Below are 20,979 nucleotides of genomic sequence, written 5' to 3'. Positions count from 1 at the left end.
CCTTCGTCGACAGTCGCTAGACGGAGGCAATGAGATGGACGGTGCCCAACATCCTGACAGTTATCCGGCTCTTCGCGGCGCCGGGTGTGGCGGTGATGTTTCTCTTCTTCGCCCGGCCTTGGGCGGATTGGTTCGCGCTGGTGCTGTTCGTCGTCGCCGCGATTACCGACTGGTTCGACGGCTATATCGCGCGGGAATATAATCAGGCGAGCCGCTTCGGCGCGATGCTCGATCCGATCGCGGATAAGGCGATGGTGGTGATCGCGCTGCTGGTCATCACCGGCTTTTCGGGCATGAACCCCTGGATCCTGCTGCCGGCGACGATCATCCTGTTCCGCGAGGTCTTCGTCAGCGGCCTGAGGGAGTTCCTGGGCGCCACATCGTCGACCCTGAAGGTCACCAAGCTCGCCAAATGGAAGACCACCGCGCAGATGGTGGCCATCGCGGTTCTATTCTCCACCGGCATCTTCGAGCACCACTTCGCCGAGCGGGTGCATGGCATGGATATCGAGACGATCGGCGCGATCCTCGACGGCGAGGTGCCGGACGAACTCTCGCTGAACTGGCTGCTCTGGCTGCAAGACGCGACCTTCTTCGCGGGCACGGTGCTGCTTTGGGTGGCGGCCCTGCTGACGGCGATCACGGGGTGGGACTATTTCAGCAAGGCGCGCCCATATCTGGTGGACCCCAAACCATGACGATTCAGGTTCTCTACTTCGCCTGGCTCCGGGAGCGGATCGGACTGGGCCGCGAGACGATCGAGACGGAGGCCGCCACGGTCGTGGATCTGGTCGCCGAATTGCGCGCCCGCGAGGAGCGATACGCGGCAGCCTTCGCAGACATGGCCACGATCCGCGCCGCCGTCGATCAGGAGTTGGTGCCGCTGGAGACGCCGCTCTCGGGGGCGCGCGAGGTGGCGTTCTTTCCGCCGATGACAGGCGGATGAGCGCCGTCCCGATCCGCGTTGTCGTCTCCGACGCGCCGTTCGATCTGGGCGCGGAGGCCGCCGCCCTGGAGGCCGGGCCGGAGACCGGCGCCGTGGTCACTTTCACCGGCCGGGTGCGCGACGTGGCGGGCGGGCTCCGCTGGATGGAGATCGAGCACTATCCCGGCATGACCGAACGCGCGCTGGAGGGGATCGCGCGCGAGGCCACCGATCGCTGGCCCCTCTCCGGCGTCACGGTGATCCATCGGCACGGGCGGCTGGCCCCCGGCGATCGCATCATGATGGTCGCGACCGCGTCGCGGCATCGCGAGGCGGCCTTCGAGGCGGCGGCCTTCCTGATGGACTACCTGAAGTCCCGCGCGCCCTTCTGGAAGAAGGAAGTGACCGAGGACGGGGCCGAGTGGGTCGCGGCGGCGGAGAAAGACGAGGCCGCGTTGGGGCGATGGGATAGCTGACAGACTGCCTGGCCGGCGAAGCGGGCATGTGAAGCAGTGGGCTGACGGTCGGCTCACGCGATGCGGTGACGGTCAGGGCGCGGGAACGGTCGGCTGCTATCCTGGAAGCTGCCGGAACACTCTCGGGTCGACGGTCGCCGCGGCCAGCACGCCGCCCCAGAGCGCCCCGGGGATTCCGGGGCTCAGGACATCCTGACCGGCAAGGAACAGACCCGGCACACGCGTCCGAGTTTGCAGCGCCTCGCTCATCAATCGGTCAGGCGTCGTATCGATGCCGTAGAACGCGCCCTTGTGATGCCCCGTGATCGCGCGGGTCGTCAGTGGCGTCGACAGATTGCGGAACACGACCAGCTTGGCCAATTCGGGGAAGTGGGCCTCGAACTGCGCGAACATCGCGTCCCCGACCCGGGTCTTGAAGGCCTGGTAGTCCTCGCCTCGCGCGCCCGGCGCCAGGCCGGCCCATGGCTCCACCACCGACCAGTCGGCCCAGGCGACGATTTCGCCGGCGTATCGTTGCGACGGCCCGGGATCATGTTGTGGATCCTTCAAAGAGGCGAAGGACACGAACATGCCGGGCGGAGGGGTTTCAGGCGCGTCCGTCCAGACGACATCGACCTGTCCGCCAGGGTAGATCCAGTGGTTCGCGCGGGTCGCCCCGGCGCGCTCGATATCGCCCTCGAAGCCCAGGAACAGGCTGAAATGGGCGACGGAATGCGGCAAGGCGCGGATTGCGTCGATCCAGTCCTGGTATCCACAATCGGCCGGAAGCAGATGGTTGACCGTCTCTCGCGCCCCGATATCCGAGATCACCGCATCGGCGCGGAACTCTTCGCCCGCAGCCGTCCGCACGCCGACGACCCGGTCGCCCTCAATCAGAAGCCTCTCGACCTCGGTATCCGCGCGCGCTTCGCCGCCCGCCTTCGTGATCGTCGGCAGAATGTGCTCGGCAAAGGCCGCACCGCCGCCCTTGGGATACCAGGCGCCGCTTTCCAGATAGGCCCCGGTAATCAGGGCGTGCATTGCGAAGCTTGCCTTGCTGGGCCTGCCGCCGTGGTCGAACCACTGCGCGGCGAAGGCGGCGGCCAGCTCGGGGTTGTCGGTGATCTCGTCGATTACCTCCTGCGTGGTTCGCTTGCACCAGCGGTCGATGGCGTGGCTGTGCCACCATTTCACCGCCGCGCCGAAGATCTCGGGCATCGCACGCGTCATGGTGACCTTCAGAAGCGCCTCCCGGCCCTCCTTCAGCGCGGCGATCCACGCGTCGATGGCGTCCGCGCCGTCCGGGAACCGGTCCTTGAAATCGCGCGCCTGCGCCTCGTAGGGGCGGGACAGAGCCAGCGGGGCGGCGTCGCCGATATGCAGAGTGTCATAGACGGCACCCATCGAGGCGAACTCGATCGGCGTGTCCGACAGCCAGTCGAGAATATGGCGTTCGCGATCTTCCGGGGCGACGCAGTTGAGGTAATGGATGCCCGCATCCCAGGAGAACCCCTCGATGGAGAAGCTGTGGGAGAGGCCGCCAAGTGTCTGGTACCGCTCCAGCAGAAGCACCTTGTGCCCGACCTTTGACAACGCCGCCGCCGCCGCCATACCGCCCATGCCGGACCCGATGACGATGACGTCCCAGCCCGTCCTTTCAGTGTCGGCCATGTCCAATACCCGCTGCGGCTCGTTGGTTGAAAAGATCCTCCAGGTGCGCTTGCTTATAGACCGTAGCCGGGCACGGCCCGTTGATCGCGATCAATCGAACAAGGGCAGCGGGTGTTCAGCTGTGCCGCACGATCTGGGACGGAAGGCTCGAAGCGGAGCGTCGGCGGATGTCACAATGGCGGGGGGCCGCTAGGACTGCGACTGCTGCGCCTGGCTCTGCGACTGCAATTGGTCCGCCTGCGCCACGCGCAGCTCGACCTTCATCGTCTCCGTCCCCGCGCCCTGCCGGATGCCCGAGATCGGCGCCGCATCGGTGTAGTCCAGCCCGGTCGCGACCCGGCAATAGCGGGTATCGGGCGAATAGCCGTTGGAGACGTCGAAGCCGACCCAGCCCAGCCCGTCGATATACGCCTCGGCCCAGGCATGGGTCGCCTCTTGATGCTCCCGGTCGTTCATCTTGAGATAGCCGGAGACATAGCGCGCCGGGCGGTCGAGCAGCCGCGCCGCCGTGCAGAAGATATGCGCGTGGTCCTGACAGACGCCGTGGCCCTGGCTCGCCGCCTCCTCGGCCGTGCGCGCGACATCCATGCCGCCGGTGTCATAGGCGACGGCCTCGCGCACGACCTGCGAGAGGGCGTGCATCTGTTCGAGCTGGTCGTCGATCCCGCGCACCTCGCGGGCGAAGGCCTGCGTGGCCGAGCCGCGCCGGGTAAGGTCCGTGGGCCGCAGAAACATCCAGAGCGGCATATAGCCCCCCTGCGCCCCGATCACCCCGGTCTCGTCGGAAATCTCGACCGTGCCTTCGGCCACGATCTCCACCCGTTCCGCCCCCTCCTGGAGCGAGACGAGTTGCACCCGGTTGGCATGGCTGTCGTCAAACGCGACCTCGATCCGGCCGCCGGTCACGGTGGTCTTCCAATCGATGACATGCTGCCCGGCGCGCCCCTTGGGCGTCAGCCGGAGCTGCTGGAGCCCGTAATAGACGGGCTCGTCATAGGCATAGGTCGTGACGTGGCGGATATGGAGCGTCTGGGTCATCGGTAGAACCTGAAATCCTGCTCGATCTGATGGCTCAACGCCGTATTGCGTGCCAGGAAGTCCTGCAGGAACTGGTGCAGGCCCTCTTCGAAGATGTCCTCGATTGTCATCTCCGAGAGGCGATGGCAGATCTCGTCGGCAAGATCGTGACAGGGTTTCCGGATCCCGTGATCGCGGTAGAGATAGTCGAGATTGTCGCCGATCTTCTTGTAGCAGAAAGCGAGGGAGCGCGGCATCCGCCCGTCGAGGATCAGAAACTGGGCGATGTTGGAAGCCCCGCGCGTGTTGCCGTGCACATGACGGAACGGACCTTCGGCCGAGACGACGCGCAGGATCATCTCCCACTGAACATTGTCCAACCGCGAGCCGACACCCGCAATCGAGGGCAGCAGGACATAATATTTGACGTCGAGCAGACGGGCGGTTGCGTCCGCGCGCTCAATGAACGTGCCCAGCCGCGCGAAATCGTACATCTCGTCGCGCAGCATCGTGCCATGCAACGCGCCCCGCACAAAGGCGGAGCGTGCCCGGATCGTGGCCAGGGCCTTGGGCAGGTCGCGGGTCTGCACCTTGCGCGCGAGCAGGTCGCGGAGCGTCATCCAACACTCGTTGACCGCCTCCCAGACCTCGCGGGTCAGGGCCGTGCGGACGGTGCGGGCGTTCATCCGCGCCGCCTCCATGCAGGACATGACCGAGGAAGGGTTGTCGGAGGAGCGCAGCAACCAGTCGATCACGGCCTCGCCCGAGACGTCGTCGTGATGGGCGTCATAGGCCGCATGGGTTCCGGCCGTGGTCAGAATCGAGCTCCATTCCCCATCCGCGCCGTCGGGCCGGGTCAGCGCCATCCGCTCTCCGGTCTCGACCAGGCGAGCGATATTTTCCGCCCGCTCGAGGTAGCGGAACATCCAAAAGAGGCCACCGGCGGTCTTTCCTAGCATGGGGCCCCCAAACGGCTCATCCGTCGCTGCGCGCCTTCTTCGCCATGGGGCAGCGCCCGCTCGGCGGGCCGCCGAATCTCCGTCCGAAGCCCGCTCATTCGTCCTCCAGCACCCAGGTGTCCTTGGTCCCGCCGCCCTGTGACGAGTTCACCACCAGCGAGCCCTTCTTGAGCGCGACCCGCGTCAGACCGCCGGGCGTGATCTCGATCCCGTTGGGCGAGACCAGCACGAAGGGGCGCAGATCCACATGGCGCGGCGCGAGTCCCTTGTTGGCGAAGATCGGAACCGTCGAAAGCGACAAGGTGGGTTGGGCGATATAGTTGCCCGGCTTCGCTTCCAGCTTCGCGCGGAACGCCTTGATGTCCTTCTTCGAGGCGGTCGGCCCGATCAGCATCCCGTAGCCGCCCGAGCCATGGACCTCCTTGACGACGAGCTCCTCCAGATTGTCGAGCACATAGGCCAGCGCCTCCTTTTCGGAGCAGCGCCAGGTCGGCACGTTCTCGAGCTGGGCGTTCTCGCCCGTATAGAAACGCACGATCTCGGGCATGTAGCTGTAGATCGCCTTGTCGTCCGAGACGCCGGTGCCCGGGGCGTTGGCGATGGTGATGCCGCCCGCGCGGAAAATATCGAAGATGCCCGGCACGCCCAGCATCGAGTCCGGGTTGAAGGTGAGCGGGTCGAGATAGTCGTCGTCCACCCGGCGATAGAGGACGTCGATGGGCTTGTAGCCACGGGTCGTCCGCATCGCGACGCGGCCATCAACCACGCGCAGGTCGTGCCCCTCCACCAGTTCGGCGCCCATCTGGTCGGCCAGAAAGGAATGCTCGAAATAGGCGGAGTTGTGGATACCCGGCGTCAGAACCGCCACCGTGGGCGTCCCCTCGCAGGCGGGCGGCGCGCAGGCCGAAAGCGAGGCATGCAGGTTGCGCGGATAGGTCGAGACGCGCTGCACCCGGTTGGAGGTGAAGAGCTCCGGGAAGACGGCCAGCATCGTCTCGCGGTTTTCCAGCATGTAGCTCACGCCGGAGGGGGTGCGGGCGTTGTCTTCGAGCACGTAGAACTGGTCTGGCCCGGTGCGGACGAGGTCGATTCCGACGATATGAGTGTAGATGTCGCCGGGCGGGTCGACGCCGATCATCTGCGGCAGGAACGCCTCGTTCCGGGCGATCATCTCGACGGGCAGGACGCCGGCCCGCACGATCTCCTGGCGGTGGTAGATGTCGTGCAGGAAGGCATTGAGCGCGCGCACCCGCTGCTCGATCCCCTTGGACAGCTTGGCCCATTCGCGCGCCGCGATGATGCGGGGCACGATATCGAAGGGAATCAGCCGCTCATTCGCGTCAGGATCCCCATAGACGTTGAAGGTGATGCCCGTCAGCCGAAAGGCGTCCTCGGCCTCGCGCGCCTTGGCACGCAGGCGCTTTGGGTCTTCCCCGTCGAACCACCGGGCGAACTCCGCATAGGCGGCCCGGGGCGTGCCATCGGGATAGTGCATCTCATCGAAGAGGGGGTCCGAATTCATGGGGGCAACTTCGCGCGGCACGTCCCAGAAGGCAATGGCACTCACCAATCCAATCGGTTCGTAACGATTTGGAAAGATCGCAGCGCCCATAAGTCCGGCACATGGCAGGAGATTGCGGCATGGGATCATTTAGGCGATTGACGGTCCGCCAGTCGATGGCGCTGATCTTCTGCGCCGGACTCTCGGTGGCGGTCGTCTTCGCCTCCGCCTCCTTGCTGGCCGACCTCGCCGACCGTCGGGCCCTGGGGCGGGATCAGGATTTGGTCGAGTCCAATGCGACGATCGGCGCCGTCATGCATGAACTTCAGCGCGAGCGCGCCCTGACCCTGGCTTGGCTGCGCGCGCCTCTAGACGCGCTGACGGCCCCGGTCACGACGCAACGGGGGCGCACCGATGCGGTGCTGACGCGCGCGGGCCCGCATGTCCCAAACGCCTTAGGGGTCCAAGCGCTCCACGCCCCAAATCTTGCCGACCGGCTTGCGGCGCTGCGGGCTCTGGTCGACGCGCGGTCGATCGCGGCGGGCCCCTATCGCGACGCCATGTCGGCCGAGACCCAACGGCTGATTTGGGCCGTCGCACGAAGCGCGGCCACCGCGAATTCCGGGCAGGTGGCGCTCTCGACGAACAATCTGGCGTCGCTCATGGCCGCCAAGGACGCCATCGGGCAGGAGCGCGCGAGCGGCGCCTCGATCCTCGCCCTGGCGCAGGTAAATAGTGCGAGCCGGTCCGCCGACATTGCGGAATTCCAGCGCCAGATCCCCATCACGGAAACATGGCTGCACAGCTACCGGCTCGTGGCCGGTGACGACGCCCGCAGCTTCCTCGAGTTGTGGGAGCGATCCCGCGCCTATGGCCGCTTCGCCACCGCGCGGACGGAGGTCTTGACGGAGACCGAGATCGGCGGTGCCGAAGGCATCGCCCTGGAAGACTGGGTCGCGCGCGCGGATCAGGTGATCGACGACCTGCGGGCCGTCGAGATCGGCGAAACGGACCGCATCGCGACCCTGCTCGCAGGCGAACTCCGCGCCGCCCGCCACGACATGGCCAGCGATATCACGCTCTTCGCGCTGCTCCTTGTCGGGTTCGGCGCGCTCGCCTTCGCGATCATGCGGCGGGTCGACCGGTCGATCCACGAGTTGATCCGAACCGCCCGCCGGCTCTCGCAGGAGACGACGCCAGTGCCGGTGCCCGGCTGTTCGCAGCGCGACCTGGACCAGATCGCGCGGGCGCTCGACCTGATCCGTCGCGCGCTCTTCGAGCGGCGGGTCTTGCTGGAGGCAGCCGAAGCTTTGCGCAGCAGCGTCGGTGAGGATCTCGACCGCGTCTTCGCCGCCATAGACAGCGGCGCGACGGATCGGCGTGTCGACGTGCTGGGGCTCGACGCGCATGGTGCGGCCCTGGCCCGAGGCGTCAACCAGCTGCTCGACCGCATCGAAAATCAAGAGCGGCGCGATACCGGCACGCTCTGACCGGGCTTGGCTCAGACCATTTCCTCGGGAACGACCGGGAGATCCCGGCCAAACCTCCGGGCCGGCCCGCTCGGATACGGCAAGAGCAAACCGCGGCGCTCCTCCGGCCGGCACCCGGCATTGCGACCGGCCAGCGCGCGCCAAGCCCGCACGCAGGTCTCGCCCGCGATCAGGGACGAATCCGCGTCATCCTCCCCCAGCCAATGCTCCAGCAACCGCGCCCGGCTGGCCGCCACCTCCTCCGCGCCGCGCAAGGGGACGCCGAACTCCGTGTCCCAGCGCAGGCTTCGCCCGTTGAGATTGGCGCTGCTGACGACACCGCGCGAATCGTCGAAAAGACAGACCTTTGCGTGGACGTAAATCAGGGGCGCGCCGTGCAACGTGTCACGCCCTGTCCCATCAGCGGCGCGCCGCTGCGCCGGTGCCCCCAGAAACAGCCTTTGGCCATACGCCCTGCGCAGCCTGCGGACCGCGCGAGCCTGGAGAAACTCGCCGAACCGCGCATCGGCCCGCCGCGAGCCAAGGAAGGCCACATCATCGGGCGCCCCGGGCAGCACCAGGAAGAGTTCGAGATCCGGTCGCGCCCGCGCCGCGCGCGCCAGGGCCCCCGCCACGCGGCGATCTCTCAGAAACTGTGTCTCGATATAGATGAGACGGCGCGCCGCCGCGATGCCCTCCAGCACCTCTTGCTCCAGCTCGGTCAGCACCTTGCGCGGCGCGAACAGACGATACCCCCCGGCCGCCCGCGACGACAGCGTGCGCAGCATTCCGGCCCGGCGCGGTGTCGGCTTCGCCGCGCGATGGGTCACCGCGACAAAGCCGTCCAAATGGGCGCGGGCCGCCTCCGCCGCCTCGGGATCCTCGCAGATCACCTGGACATCGTGCCAGGTCTGCTCGGCGGGCTGGGCGTGGCCCCAATCGTCATAGCGGCGCTGGTCCAGATCGAGGCCCCCGCAATAGATCAAGCGGCGGTCGATCACCGCGACCTTCTGATGATGCGTCACCGGGACCAGTTCCGGCAGGCGCAGACGGCGCGGCCGCAGGCTCTCGCGATCCCGAACGACCATCCGCTTCAGCCCGGGGCGGTCGCGCAGCAGGGCCTCCCGGGCGTCGGGGGGTTGCTCGGAAAGTTCCGCGACCCGCCGGGTCAGCATGTTCTGAACCCGGGGCCAGAGAGCCAGACGGGCCAGCCAAGCGAGCCGCGCCGGGTGAAGCGCGGCCTGGACCTCGAACTCCGCATCGTCCGGCGCCAACTCCCGCAGGGCGGCGGCAAGGCGCAAGCTGCGCCACGTTGCCGCGTGCAGCGCCTCCCCGACCAGCGGGTCGAAATCCGACAGGACCAGCCGGAACCGCACCCCGCGGGAGATCACATGCAGCAGCAGATCGAACCAGTCCCGCCCCACCGCCCGGGCCCGGGGGCTGCGCAAGGGCGTCGCCAGATCAAAGATGCGAAAGCCCGCGACGATCTCCTCCCGCGCGTCCAGAACAGCCTCCTCGAAGGCGGGAAAGGCCTCGGCAGCGGTCACCAGGAGGCGCGTCGAGCGGCGTGGAACGGGGTCGGCCGGAGGCGCCATGGCGTGGCTCGAACGGTAAGGGAGCTGTCGCTCGGGTCGGTTTCACAGCATCACGATCGGCACAACCGGAAGCTGCGGCATTGCGCGGCTTTCACACTCAGGCCGCCGATGTTAGCACGAGACCCGTGGTCTTCCGACCCCCGGCCTGATCCGGTGCGGTTGGCTGCGCCGTAACTGGCGAGTGGGGAGCGACGGCATGACAATGAGGACCGGCCTGTTGGCCGCCGCGCTTTTGGGCGCGACCGGCGCCGCGGCAGCCGAACTGGAGTTCCGGCTCGCGGGCGGCGACAAAGGCCTGGGCGGAACGCTCGAAGCGACCTCTCTCGTTGCCGGCACCCTGCGCGACGCCGAGGACGGCGCCCTTCCCCGGCGCGACATCGTCGCCGCCGCGCAGGCCGACTACGCGCGCCTGCTCGCCGCTCTCTATGAACAGGGCTATTTCGGGCCGGTCATCTCCATCGAAGTCGATGGGGTGGAGGCGACCGACCTGCCGGTGATCGGCTCCGAGGAGCCGGTCGGCCAGGTGGTGATCGCAGTCGAGCCAGGCCCTCTTTTCGTCTTCGGCCAAGCCGAAATCGCCCCCCTGCCCGAGGGGATCCGCCCGCCCCCCGGCTTCGAGACAGGGGCCCGGGCGGGCACGAGCATCCTGCGGCAGGCGACCTCCGAGGGAGTCGAGGCGTGGCGGGCCATCGGCCATGCCAAGGCGGAATTGGGCGGCCAGCAGATCACCGCCAACCATCCGGATCGGCGGGTCGACGCGCGCCTCTCCCTCGCTCCGGGGCCCCGGCTGCGCTATGGCGCGATCCTGATCGAAGGCAACGAGGCGGTGCGCAGCCGCCAGATCGACCGCATCGCGGACCTCGATCCGGGCGACGTCTTCGACCCCGAGGAGATCCGGGACTCCGCCCGGCGGCTTCAGCGGACCGGCGCTTTCCGGTCGGTTTCGATCGTCGAGGCGGCCGAGGCGCTGCCGGACGCGACCCTACCCATGACGATCCAGGTGGTGGAGCGGCTGCCCCGCCGCATCGGCTTCGGCGCCGAGATCGGGACGACCGAGGGCGCCGCGCTCTCGGCGTTCTGGCTGCACCGGAACCTGACGGGCTTCGCCGACAGCTTCCGCGCGGAAGCCGAGATCCGCAGCATCGGCGGCGAGTCGGGCGGCGAGGATTACCGCCTGGGCGCCCTCTACACCCGCCCCGCCACCTTCAACCCCGAGACGGACCTCTTCGTGGGCGCCGAGATCGAGAGCCTGGACGAGCAGGAATTCTCTTCCGACCGGGCCGAGGTGTTCGTTGGCGCGCGGCGCATCGTCAGCGACGAGTTCCAATACAGCTATGGCCTTTCGCTTGAATATTCCGACGTCACGGACGGCTTCGGCGACCGGGAATTCCTGATCGCTTCCATCCCGCTGGAGGCGCAATACGACCGGCGCGACGACCCCCTGAACCCGACCGACGGCTACTACATCGACGCCAGGATCGACCCGTTCTATGGCTTCGAGACGGCGGGGCCCGGGGTCCTCTTGAACGCGGATCTCAGGGGATATCAGGGCTTTGGCGCCGAACGGAACACGGTGCTGGCCGCGCGGCTGCAACTGGGCACGCTGGTCGGGCCGGATCTGGAAGACGCGCCCACGGGCGATCTGTTCTTCTCCGGCGGCGGCGGCACCGTTCGGGGCCAGCCCTTCCAGTCGCTCAGTCTGGAGCTGCCCAGTGGGCGCGAGGTGGGCGGCCGTTCCTTCGTGGGGGTGGCGGCCGAGATCCGGCAGAAGGTGACCGAGAATATTGGCGTCGTCGGATTCGTCGATTGGGGCCAGATCAGTGAAAGCTCCAGTTGGTCGGGCGGAGAAAGTCATGCGGGCGCGGGGCTCGGCGTGCGCTACGACACCGGAATCGGCCCGATCCGCGTCGATCTCGCCGTGCCGGTCGCGGGCCCCGACGACAATTCCGGCTTTGAGCTCTATATCGGGATCGGGCAGGCTTTCTGATGCGTAAATATCTCATTCCACTGGCCCTTCTGGCCGCGCCCGCCTTTGCTCAGGACGCCGAGGAAGAGCGCGACCGCGGCTTCATCGTCGGGTTGATCGAAGACAATCTGTCGGCGCCCGGCCTGTCGGTCCGGCTCGATGGCTTCGAGGGCGCGCTCTCCTCCGAGGCGACGCTCGAGGCGCTCACGATCTCGGACGACGAGGGGCCCTGGCTGCGGCTCGAATCCGTGGTGCTAGACTGGAAACGCTCGGCACTGCTCCGGGGGCGGCTGGAGGTGGAGGCGCTGACGGCCGAGCTGATTCAGGTCAACCGCGCGCCCCTTCCCGCCGAAGGTGTCGAAGCGCTGCCGGAGCCGGGCGCGTCCCGCTTCTCTCTGCCGGACTTGCCGGTTTCGGTGCAGATCCAGTCCATCCGCGCCGACCGGATCGAGCTTGGCGCCCCGCTGCTGGGCCAGGACCTCGCGATGACGCTGCAAGCGTCCGCGCAGCTGGTCGAAGGCTCCGGCGCGATCAGCCTGGAGGGGCGGCGTCTGGACGGGGTCGAGGGCGTGATCGCGCTCGATGCCTCCTTCGAGGCCGAAGCGGAGCTGCTTGCCGTCGACCTGGATGTGAACGAGGCCCGTGGGGGCATCGCGGCAAGCCTGCTGCAACTCCCGGGGGCGCCCGCCATCGAATTGACGGTGCAGGGCGCCGGCCCGCTCGACGATTTTTCGGCCGATATCGCGGTGGCCTCCGACGGGGTGGACCGCCTCGCCGGCGCCGTCACCCTGAGCGGCACGGCCGAGGGACGCGCCTTCGATGTCGATATCGGCGGCGATGTGACCGCGCTTTTCGCCCCCCGCTACCGGCCCTTTTTCGGCGACGATGTGAGCCTGCGCGCCGCCGGATTGCTGCGTGAGTCAGGGGGCACCGACCTGAACGAATTGTCCTTGCGCACCCGGGCCTTGACGCTCGATGGCACGGCCGCGTTCGGTGCCGATGGCTGGCCTTCCCTGCTCGACATGGAGGGGCGGCTGGCCTCGCAGGACGGCAGCCCCGTGCTGCTGCCAAGCGCCACGCCGCTCAGCGTCGCCGGGGCCCGGTTCGTTCTGCAATACGACCAAACCGTTTCGGAGGACTGGGCGCTCGACCTGACGGTCGATGGGATCGATCAGCCCGAAGTGGCGCTGACCGCGGCTCAGATCGCGGCGCGTGGACGGATCTCGCGCGCGGAGGGTGTCGTCACGGCAGCGACCGGCCGGTTGTCGGTCGAAGCGGCGGGGCTGGCCTTTGTCGATGCCGCCCTGCAGCAGGCCGTGGGCGACCGCATCGCGGTCTCGGCCGAACTCGATTGGCGCCAGGACGCGCCGCTGCGGATCGCCGACCTGACCTTCACGGGGCCAGCGCTGGAGGCCGGTGGCGCCATCGCCGTAGATCTGGCTGCCGAGTTGCCCTTCGATCTGGACCTGACCGCCCGGGTTCCCGACATGACCCGCGTGGCCGAACTGGCCGGGTTGGAGGCTCTGGCCGGCGCGGCGGAGCTTTCCGTGGACGGTGCCGTCTCCGTGGGCGGTGCGTTCGACCTTGCGATCGCCGGCGCCGCGGAGGGCCTCCGCACCGGGATCGCACAGGCCGACGGCCTGCTCGAAGGCCGCACGCAGATTTCGGCCGAGGCGAGACGGGATGCGACCGGGCTGTTTCTCGAAACGCTCGACCTCGCCAATGCGCAGGTCACGGTCACCGGCGATTTGGCGATTTACGACCCCAACGCAGCGCGCGAGGCCGGCACCCTGTTGCTCAGCGAGGTCGATCTTGAGGTCGTTCTGGCCGATGGCGCGGTCATCGACCCCCGGCTTGCCGGCGAGACGCGGGCGATCCTGGCCCTGGGCCAAGGCGACACCGGAGCCTGGCAGGGCAACGCGACGATCACCGCGCCGCAGGGCGTGCGCGCCGAGGCTGCCGGCACGCTGACCGGGCCGCTGGCGGATATGACCTTCGCGCTGACCGTCCCCGAGATTGCCCCCTTCGCCCCCGGCATTCCCGGTGGCGTCACGGCCGAGGGCCGGGCCTTCGTGGACGATGGCGGGCTCTGGAACATCCGCGCCGATGCGGCGGGGCCTTGGGCCGTGACCGCCCGGGTCGAGGGGGTCGTCACCGGCGAGACGCCCGAGATCTCCTACTCCGCCCACCTGCCCGACCCGACCGCCCCGGTTCCGGCGCTGGCCGCCCTTCCCGCGCTTGCCGCGCCGGTGGAGTTGTCGGGAACCGTTCGCCAAAGGGGCGCGGTCTGGTCGACCGACACCCGCATCGATGGCCCCGAGGATGTCGTGATCCGGGCCAGCGGCCCGCTGACCGGCAACGCGCCCCGGCTGGATATCGCCGTCACCGTGCCCCGGGTCGAGGCCTTTGCCCCGCAGGTCGAGGGCACGCTCTCGCTCGACGGCAGTGTGGCGCAGATCGGCGGCGACTGGCAGGCGGAGATGCGCGCGTCGGGCCCCTACGACGCCGTGGCCACCGTCGAGACGGTGCTGACCGACACGCCGTTGGCCATCGACTTCGCGCTGACCCTGCCCGACCTGTCTCAAGTGGTGGCCGCCGTTCCGGGCGGGCTCGATATCTCCGGCATGGCAGTGCAGGCGCCCGAGGGCTGGCAGGTCGATGTGACCGGCACCGGCCCCTACGCGGCCGCGCTAAACGTCATGGCCCGCCTGCCCGAAGCGGGCCCCGAGGTCGATGCCACGATCCGCATCCCCGACGCATCCGCCATCGCGGGCCAGTTGGAGGGCCCATTGACGGTGGAGGCGCAGGCGCGCCAGCGAGACGGGGTGTGGTCCGCCGATCTCGACGCCTTCGGCCCGTTCGGCGCGACCGTCACCGCGCGCGCCAGCCTGCCCGCAAACGGCGCCCAGGTGACGGCGGATGTCCGCGTGCCGAATGTGGGCGCGATCGACCCGCGCCTCTCCGGTCCTTTGACCGTCGATCTCGACGCGCGCCAGGTCGCGGGCGTGTGGGAGGCCGATCTCGATGCGGCCGGTCCGTTGGGGGCAAGCGTCGTTGCGACGGCGCGCCTGCCCGAAGACGGGGCCCAGATGGTCGCCGATGTGCGCATCCCCGATTCCTCGGTGCTGTCGCCGCGCCTCTCCGGGCCGCTAACAGCCGATCTGGACGCCGCGCAGACCGGCGGCGTCTGGTCCGTGGATTTCGACGCCGACCTGCCCTTCAACGGCACCGCCGTGGGCACGGCCCGCCTGGACGGGCAGGATGCCGAGGCCAATCTGCGCCTGCGCCTGCCCGACAGCTCCGTCATCGCGCCGCAACTCAACGGCCCGCTCGACGCCGATATCGTCGCGCGTCAGGTGGCGGGAACCTGGACGGTCGATCTCGACAGCCAGGGGCCGTTCGGCGGCACGATCTCGGCCGACGCCACGCTGGGCGCCGAGAGCGCCGACATCGAGGCCAGCATCCGCCTGCCCGATAGTTCCCGCGTGGCGCCGCAACTGGCCGGGCCAGTCAACGCGCAGATCGAGGCCACCCAGCGGGATGGCGTCTGGCGGGCCGCCATCGTCTCGAGCGGGCCGCTCGGAGGAGCCATCGACATCTCGGGCGTCGTGGCCGGGGCGCCGGTGGATGTGGAGGTGAACCTCCTGATGCCCGAAATCTCGCGCATCGTGCCCGACATCTCGGGTCCGGTCAGCGCGCGCGGTCAGGTGAGCCAGGTCGGCGCGGATTACCGGCTCGACCTGGATGTGGGCGGCCCCGGCGGAACGCGGGCCGATGTCGCGGGGCTGGTCTCGACCGGCGGGGCGCTGGACCTGACCGTGGCTGGAACCGCGCCCCTGGGCCTCGCCAACCCGTTCGTGGCGCCGCAGCGCCTGTCGGGGACGGCCCGCTTCGACCTCGCCATCGCCGGCCCGCCGGCGCTGAGTTCGGTCACGGGCACGATCACGACCGAAGGGTCCAACCTCGTCCTTCCGACCCTGCGCAACAGCCTCGACGGGATCACCGCCACCATCCGGCTGACCGGCGCGCAGGCGGTGATCGACCTTCGGGCCGATGTGGAGACCGGCGGAGACCTGACGATCTCCGGTCCGGTGGGCCTCGCGCCGCCCTTCGCCGCCGATCTGGCCGTGCGGTTCGACGGCACCATCGCCGATCCCAGCCTTTATACGGCGCGGATCACCGCCGAGATCGGGGTGGCCGGCCCGCTGACCGGCGGCGCCACGATCACCGGCGACATCCTGATCCCCGAGGCGGAGATCGCGGTTCCGTCCTCGGGCATCACCTCGGTCGGGGAGTTGCCGCCTATCGACCATCTCGGCACCACCCGCCCCGTGCAGCGCACGCTGGTCCGGGCCGGACAGGATGCCGCATCGCGCGCGGAGGCCACCGCCGCCGCCGCGAGCGGTCCGGTCTATGGATTGAACGTGGCCGTCCGAGCCCCCGGCAGGATTTTCGTGCGGGGCCGGGGCCTCGATGCCGAACTGGGGGGGGATCTGCGCATCACGGGGACGACGGCCAATATCGTGACCTCGGGCGGGTTCGAGCTGGTGCGCGGACGGCTCGACATCCTCCAGCAACGCTTCAACCTGGACGAAGGCGCCATCACCTTCCAGGGCGACTTCGTGCCGTTCATCCGTCTCGTCGCCATCACCGAAGCGGAGACACTGACGGCCTCCATCGTGGTCGAGGGGCCGGCCGACGATATCTCGGTCAGTTTCCTCTCCTCCCCCGAAGCCCCGCAGGAGGAAATCCTGGCGCAGGTCTTCTTCGGACGCGATCTGAGCGAATTGTCTGCCCTTCAGGCGCTGCAACTGGCCGACTCCGTCGCGGTGCTGGCCGGGCGGGGCAGCGGCGGTCTCTTGGAGCGGCTGCGCGGCGGCGCGGGCCTGGACGATCTCGACGTGACGACGGACTCGGAGGGCAACACCGCAGTGCGCGCGGGTAAGTATATCTCCGACAACGTCTACACCTCGGTGCAGGTCGACCAAAAAGGGGAGGCGGAGATCTCGCTCAACGTCGACCTGACGCCCAGCCTCACCCTGCGCGGCACAACCGGCGCCACGAGCGAGAGCAGCCTGGGTGTCTTCTTCGAGCGGGATTACTGATGCGCGCGTCGCCAGATATGGTCTGTTGCCCCGTCTGCGACGCGCTCCATCACCTCACGAGAGAACCGGCCACGGGCGAGAAAGCCCGTTGCATCCGCTGCGGCACGGTCATCGCCAACGGCAAGCCCCAGGCGATCCTGCATATCGTCGTTCTGGCCTCGACCGCGCTGGTGCTGATGACCATCGTCGTTTTCTATCCATTCCTCGAACTCCGCACCGGCGTCTTCGACAGCCGCGCCTCGGTCTTCGAGACGGTGATGAGTTTCAGCCAGGGGATCATGGCTCCCCTGTCCATCGCGGTCGCCGCCTTTGTCATCGTGCTGCCGGTGGCGCGGCTCGGGCTGCTGATCTGGGCGCTTGGGCCGCTGTCGGTCGACCGCACGCCCTGGCCGGGGGCGGCGCGGGCCTTGCGCTATGCCGAAATCCTCAAGCCGTGGGCGATGGCCGAGATCTTCATGGTCGGCGTGGCCGTGGCTTTGGTGAAACTCGCCGATCTCGCGACGCTTTCGATGGGACCGGCCTTCTGGTCCTTCGCCGCGATCGTCATCATAACCGCGCTGAAGGACACGCAAATGAGCAAGCATTCGGTATGGACGGCCCTGGACACGGCGACGCGGCGCTGAGCGCGCCGACGCTCACGGCACGCGAGGCGGGGCTGGTCGGCTGCCGCCAGTGCACCCGTGTCTGCGAGGCGGCGGACGAGCGCTGCCCGCGCTGCGGCGCGCGGCTCAGCAGCCGCGACCCGGGCGCGCTGCAACGGGTCTGGGCGTGGTGGCTGGCGGGTGCATTGCTTTTCATCCCGGCCAACACCTACCCGATGCTGATCACCTCGACCGTGGGCCGCGCCTCCGAGGCGACGATCGTCGGCGGGGTGATCGAACTTCTGCATTACGGCTCCTACGGGGTGGCCGGTATCGTGTTCTTCGCCTCGGTGATGATCCCCGTGGGCAAGTTCGTGGCCATCGCTTATCTCGCCATCCTGGTGCAGCGCGGGCACCGCACCAAGCCCAAGCATCTGCTGCATCTGTTCGAATTCGTGGAGTGGATCGGCCGCTGGTCGATGATCGACGTCTTCGTAGTGGCTATTTTGGTCGCATTGGTGCAGTTCGACCTCATCGCTACGATCAATCCAGGGATCGCGGCGGTTTGCTTTGCGCTTTCGGTTGTCTTCACGATGCTGTCTGCGCTCAGCTTCGACAGCCGCGCCATCTGGGACCGGATCAAGACGCTTTCGAATGACTGACACGCCTCCGCCCGCGGACGCCTCCCGGCCGCCGCCTCCCGACTACGAACGCCCGCGCCGTCGGCGCGGCATGGTCTCGGCCGTGTGGCTGGTGCCGATCGTGGCGGTGATCATCGCCCTCGCCATCGCCTATCAGTCCTATGCCAATCGCGGCGTGCTGGTGGCCATCGCCTTCCCGGATGCAAGCGGGGTCGAGATCGGGCAGACCACGCTTCGCTTCCGCGAGGTGACGGTGGGCGTGGTCGAGGATGTCGGGTTTTCCTCGGACCTGAGCCAGGTCAACGTCTATGTCCGCGTCTCCCGCAACATCGCCCCCTATCTCGACGAGAGCGCGTCCTTTTGGGTCGTCCAGCCCGAAGTAACGACCCGCGGGGTCGAGGGGCTGAACACCATCCTGTCGGGCACCTATATCCAGGGCACCTGGGACAGCGAGATCGGGACGCCACAAACCGCCTTCCTGGGCGACGAACGTGCGCCGATCGTGCCGCCCGACGTCGAAGGCACCGCCATCGTGCTGACCACGCGCGAAAGCTCGCGCCTTGGCCCCGGAGCGCCCATCCTCTACCGCGGCATTGAGGTCGGAGAGGTCGCGCAACCGCGCCTGTCGCCCGACGGCTCCGAGATCCGGATCGACGCCTTCGTGCGCGCGCCCTATGATCGGCAGTTGTCCACCGCGACCCGCTTCTGGGACGCGTCGGGCGTTTCGGTGGATGTCGGCGCGGGCGGGGTGGAGCTGAATATCGGCTCCCTCGCCACGCTGGTGGAGGGCGGGCTCAACTTCGATACGCTGATTTCAGGCGGGACCGAGGTCGGGCCGGGCCATGTCTACGCCATCTTCTCGGATCTGGAGGCTGCGCGTGCCTCCACCTTCGAGTCGCCCGATCAACGCTCCGTCCTGGTCTCGGTGCTGTTCCCGTCCTCGACCCAGGGGCTGAGCGCGGGGGCCCCGGTGCGCTATCAGGGCGCGCGCGTTGGCAGCGTGGCGTCGATCACCGGTTTCGTGCGCCCCGACGATCCGACGGGGGTGGTGCAGCTTCTGGCGGTTCTCTCGCTGCAACCGGCCAAGATGGGCCTCGAGGACATGCAGAGCGAGCTGCAGGGCATCGATTTCCTGACCGATCTCGTGCGCGACGGCTTGCGCATCCGACCGGCGGCGACCGGCCTCTTCGGCGGCAGTCTCGCGGTGGAGCTGGTCGAGTTGCCGGGCGCCCCGCCCGCCCGAATCGAGATCGGTGTGACGGATACACCCCTTCTGCCCAGCGCACCGGCCGAGGAATCGAGCCTGGCGGCCAGCGCCTCGGGGATGCTCGACCGGCTCGCGGCCCTGCCGGTCGAGGATCTGCTGACTTCCGCCACGGACCTGTTGAACAACCTCAACCGCATCGCCGCCGACGACGCGACCCGGGCGATCCCCGGCGCGGCGCTCTCGGTGCTGGAGGAAGGCGAGGGCCTGATCGCCGAGGGCCGCACCGTCGTCTCCGCACCGGAGATCGCCCGGGCGCTCAGCGCGCTCGACGCAGCCACCGCCGATATCGCCGCCCTGTCGGAGGCCCTGGTGGAGCAGCAGGTCGCGGCCCGTCTCTCCGACACGCTCACCGCCGCCGGCGCGGCCTCGGACAATATCGCGCGCGCGACGGCCGATCTGGACGCACTGGTGGACGAGCTGACCGTGGCCACCGCAACGGCGCGCGCCATTCTCGACGATCCGGCCACGGCCGCGATCCCCGGCGCCGCGCTGGCCGCGGTGGAAGACGGGCGGGGGCTGGTGGCCGACGGCCGCGCCATCCTGACTTCGCCGCAGGTGACGGCGGTGCTGAACGACATCGAAGCGCTGACCGGCGACTTGGCCGCCATCTCGCAGGAGTTGGTCGAGGCCGGCCTCGTGACCCAGGCGACGGCCACGCTTGAGACGGCCGACGCGGCCGCCGCCAATATCGCCCGCGGCACGGCGGAACTGGACGCCCTGACCGCTGCGCTCTCCGAGGCGGCCGACGCCGCCACGACCCTTCTCAACGACGAAGCTGTCCAGGCCCTGCCGGGCTCTGCCCTGGCCACGCTGGAAGAGGGGCGCGGCCTGATCGCCGACAGCCGCGCGCTGGTGACGGGTGGCCAGATCGCCGCCATCCTGGACGATGCCGCCGCCGCGACCGCGACGATCAACGATATCGTCGGCGATCTGGGCGCGGCCACGCTCGCCCCCCGCATCAACGAGGCCGTCACCGCCGGGGCCGAGGCCGCGCGGAACCTGGCGGACGCGACGGTCGGCCTGGACACGATCGCGCAGGGCGTGGACCGGGTCGTGGCCTCCGCCGACCGGCTGCTCGCCTCACAAGAGGTGCAGGCCCTGCCCGGCGCCACGCTGGGTCTGATCGAGGACGGCAGGGAGCTGGTCGCCTCGCCGGAAATCCGAACGCTCATCTCCGAGCTGACGGCCACGGCGACGGACATTCGCAGCATCACCGCGCAGCTCGCCGCCGAGGAGGCCGCCGCGCGGCTGACGGGCGCGCTGGAGGCCGCCGAGCAGGCCGCGCTCACCGTGGCCGAAGGCACCCGGGATCTGCCCAGCCTCTCGGCCTCTGCCGAACGCGTGCTGGCCCAGGCCGAGGAACTGGGCGCCGGGCTCAACCGCCTCGCCGTCAAGGCCGAGAGCCTCGCCCTGGAGGAACTCGTGACGGCCACGACCGATCTGATGACCACGGCGGACGCCTTCCTGTCCTCGGATGAGGCCGGCGATGTGCCGGTCGTCCTGTCGAACACGCTGGAAGAGCTGCGCCGGACCGTCGAGACGATCCGCACCGGCGGCACGTTGGACAACCTGAACCGCACGCTGCTCTCGGCGGGCGATGCCGCCGACAGCGTGGCCCAGACCACGGGCGAGTTGCCCGCGCTGGTCCGCCGCCTCTCGACGCTCACCGCGCAGGCCGGCACCCTGCTCGAAAGCTACTCGGACGGCTCCCGCGTCAATCAGGAGCTCTACGCCGCGCTGCGCGCCGCCACCCGCGCCGCCGAGGACGTGTCCTCGCTGTCGCGGACCATCGAACGCAATCCGAACTCACTGTTGCTGGGAAGATAG

General features: G+C 68.8%; 14 protein-coding genes. 9 read left to right on the top strand and 5 right to left on the bottom strand.

The features are described from left to right. Positions 1-29 precede the first annotated feature (29 nt). Genes pgsA through DTQ71_RS03565 form a run of 3 tightly spaced genes read left to right on the top strand, consistent with a single transcriptional unit; the run spans position 30 to position 1,401 of the window. The gene (pgsA, locus tag DTQ71_RS03575) at positions 30-698 is read left to right on the top strand and encodes a CDP-diacylglycerol--glycerol-3-phosphate 3-phosphatidyltransferase (protein ID WP_109562893.1); all 669 of its coding nucleotides are present in this window, start codon (positions 30-32) and stop codon (positions 696-698) included. Then, positions 695-946, top strand: coding sequence for a molybdopterin converting factor subunit 1 (gene moaD, locus DTQ71_RS03570; RefSeq protein ID WP_109562892.1), 252 nt, complete (start codon positions 695-697; stop codon positions 944-946). Before pgsA ends, moaD begins: the two co-directional genes overlap by 4 nt. A gap of 11 nt (positions 947-957) precedes the next feature. Further along, the gene (locus DTQ71_RS03565) at positions 958-1,401 is read left to right on the top strand and encodes a molybdenum cofactor biosynthesis protein MoaE (RefSeq protein ID WP_109563132.1); all 444 of its coding nucleotides are present in this window, start codon (positions 958-960) and stop codon (positions 1,399-1,401) included. Between the two features lie 96 nt (positions 1,402-1,497). Here the strand turns inward: DTQ71_RS03565 and DTQ71_RS03560 are convergent, their stop codons facing one another. From DTQ71_RS03560 to DTQ71_RS03545, 4 genes are all read right to left on the bottom strand, one after another. Then, a complete protein-coding gene (locus tag DTQ71_RS03560; protein ID WP_109563131.1) occupies positions 1,498-3,051 on the bottom strand; it encodes a phytoene desaturase family protein in 1,554 nt (517 codons plus the stop codon). Between the two features lie 189 nt (positions 3,052-3,240). After that, positions 3,241-4,089 carry a transglutaminase family protein gene (locus DTQ71_RS03555; RefSeq protein WP_109562891.1) on the bottom strand — a complete coding sequence of 283 codons (849 nt, stop codon included), beginning with the start codon at positions 4,087-4,089 and terminating at the stop codon, positions 3,241-3,243. Then, the gene (locus DTQ71_RS03550) at positions 4,086-5,027 is read right to left on the bottom strand and encodes an alpha-E domain-containing protein (protein ID WP_109562890.1); all 942 of its coding nucleotides are present in this window, start codon (positions 5,025-5,027) and stop codon (positions 4,086-4,088) included. Before DTQ71_RS03550 ends, DTQ71_RS03555 begins: the two co-directional genes overlap by 4 nt. Positions 5,028-5,121: 94 nt before the next feature. Beyond that, on the bottom strand, positions 5,122-6,549 hold the full coding sequence (locus DTQ71_RS03545) for a circularly permuted type 2 ATP-grasp protein (protein ID WP_109562889.1): 1,428 nt from the start codon (positions 6,547-6,549) through the stop codon (positions 5,122-5,124). Positions 6,550-6,668: 119 nt separating this feature from the next. On the opposite strand from DTQ71_RS03545, the gene DTQ71_RS03540 reads away from it, so the two are divergent. Continuing rightward, a complete protein-coding gene (locus tag DTQ71_RS03540) occupies positions 6,669-8,018 on the top strand; it encodes a nitrate- and nitrite sensing domain-containing protein (RefSeq protein WP_170125281.1) in 1,350 nt (449 codons plus the stop codon). Between the two features lie 11 nt (positions 8,019-8,029). Here DTQ71_RS03540 and DTQ71_RS03535 read toward each other — a convergent pair whose 3' ends face one another. After that, on the bottom strand, positions 8,030-9,544 hold the full coding sequence (locus DTQ71_RS03535) for a phospholipase D-like domain-containing protein (protein ID WP_170125280.1): 1,515 nt from the start codon (positions 9,542-9,544) through the stop codon (positions 8,030-8,032). Between the two features lie 244 nt (positions 9,545-9,788). Here DTQ71_RS03535 and DTQ71_RS03530 point away from each other — a divergent pair, with 244 nt between their 5' ends. Genes DTQ71_RS03530 through DTQ71_RS03510 form a run of 5 tightly spaced genes read left to right on the top strand, consistent with a single transcriptional unit; the run spans position 9,789 to position 20,979 of the window. After that, positions 9,789-11,579, top strand: coding sequence for an autotransporter assembly complex protein TamA (locus tag DTQ71_RS03530; RefSeq protein WP_109562886.1), 1,791 nt, complete (start codon positions 9,789-9,791; stop codon positions 11,577-11,579). Further along, positions 11,579-16,663, top strand: a complete 5,085-nt coding sequence (locus DTQ71_RS03525) for a translocation/assembly module TamB domain-containing protein (protein ID WP_109562885.1) — start codon at positions 11,579-11,581, stop codon at positions 16,661-16,663. Before DTQ71_RS03530 ends, DTQ71_RS03525 begins: the two co-directional genes overlap by 1 nt. Further along, on the top strand, positions 16,663-17,286 hold the full coding sequence (locus tag DTQ71_RS03520) for a paraquat-inducible protein A (protein WP_109562884.1): 624 nt from the start codon (positions 16,663-16,665) through the stop codon (positions 17,284-17,286). Before DTQ71_RS03525 ends, DTQ71_RS03520 begins: the two co-directional genes overlap by 1 nt. Further along, a complete protein-coding gene (locus tag DTQ71_RS03515; RefSeq protein WP_109562883.1) occupies positions 17,253-17,906 on the top strand; it encodes a paraquat-inducible protein A in 654 nt (217 codons plus the stop codon). Before DTQ71_RS03520 ends, DTQ71_RS03515 begins: the two co-directional genes overlap by 34 nt. Beyond that, positions 17,899-20,979 carry an MlaD family protein gene (locus DTQ71_RS03510; RefSeq protein WP_109562882.1) on the top strand — a complete coding sequence of 1,027 codons (3,081 nt, stop codon included), beginning with the start codon at positions 17,899-17,901 and terminating at the stop codon, positions 20,977-20,979. Before DTQ71_RS03515 ends, DTQ71_RS03510 begins: the two co-directional genes overlap by 8 nt.

The sequence above is a fragment of the Jannaschia seohaensis genome, assembly GCF_900116765.1.
Taxonomy (GTDB): Bacteria; Pseudomonadota; Alphaproteobacteria; order Rhodobacterales; family Rhodobacteraceae; genus Jannaschia; species Jannaschia seohaensis.
Note: the sequence above shows the minus strand (reverse complement) of the source record. Positions and strands in the feature narration are given on the sequence as shown.

Coding starts and splice junctions, on each gene's coding strand:
- DTQ71_RS03530 (WP_109562886.1), top strand. CDS start 9,789: ATGACAATGAGGACCGGCCTGTTGGCCGCCGCGCTTTTGGGCGCGACC.
- DTQ71_RS03560 (WP_109563131.1), bottom strand. CDS start 3,051: ATGGCCGACACTGAAAGGACGGGCTGGGACGTCATCGTCATCGGGTCC.
- DTQ71_RS03540 (WP_170125281.1), top strand. CDS start 6,669: ATGGGATCATTTAGGCGATTGACGGTCCGCCAGTCGATGGCGCTGATC.
- DTQ71_RS03545 (WP_109562889.1), bottom strand. CDS start 6,549: ATGAATTCGGACCCCCTCTTCGATGAGATGCACTATCCCGATGGCACG.
- DTQ71_RS03555 (WP_109562891.1), bottom strand. CDS start 4,089: ATGACCCAGACGCTCCATATCCGCCACGTCACGACCTATGCCTATGAC.
- pgsA (WP_109562893.1), top strand. CDS start 30: ATGAGATGGACGGTGCCCAACATCCTGACAGTTATCCGGCTCTTCGCG.
- DTQ71_RS03525 (WP_109562885.1), top strand. CDS start 11,579: ATGCGTAAATATCTCATTCCACTGGCCCTTCTGGCCGCGCCCGCCTTT.
- DTQ71_RS03550 (WP_109562890.1), bottom strand. CDS start 5,027: ATGCTAGGAAAGACCGCCGGTGGCCTCTTTTGGATGTTCCGCTACCTC.
- DTQ71_RS03520 (WP_109562884.1), top strand. CDS start 16,663: ATGCGCGCGTCGCCAGATATGGTCTGTTGCCCCGTCTGCGACGCGCTC.
- DTQ71_RS03515 (WP_109562883.1), top strand. CDS start 17,253: ATGGACGGCCCTGGACACGGCGACGCGGCGCTGAGCGCGCCGACGCTC.
- moaD (WP_109562892.1), top strand. CDS start 695: ATGACGATTCAGGTTCTCTACTTCGCCTGGCTCCGGGAGCGGATCGGA.
- DTQ71_RS03510 (WP_109562882.1), top strand. CDS start 17,899: ATGACTGACACGCCTCCGCCCGCGGACGCCTCCCGGCCGCCGCCTCCC.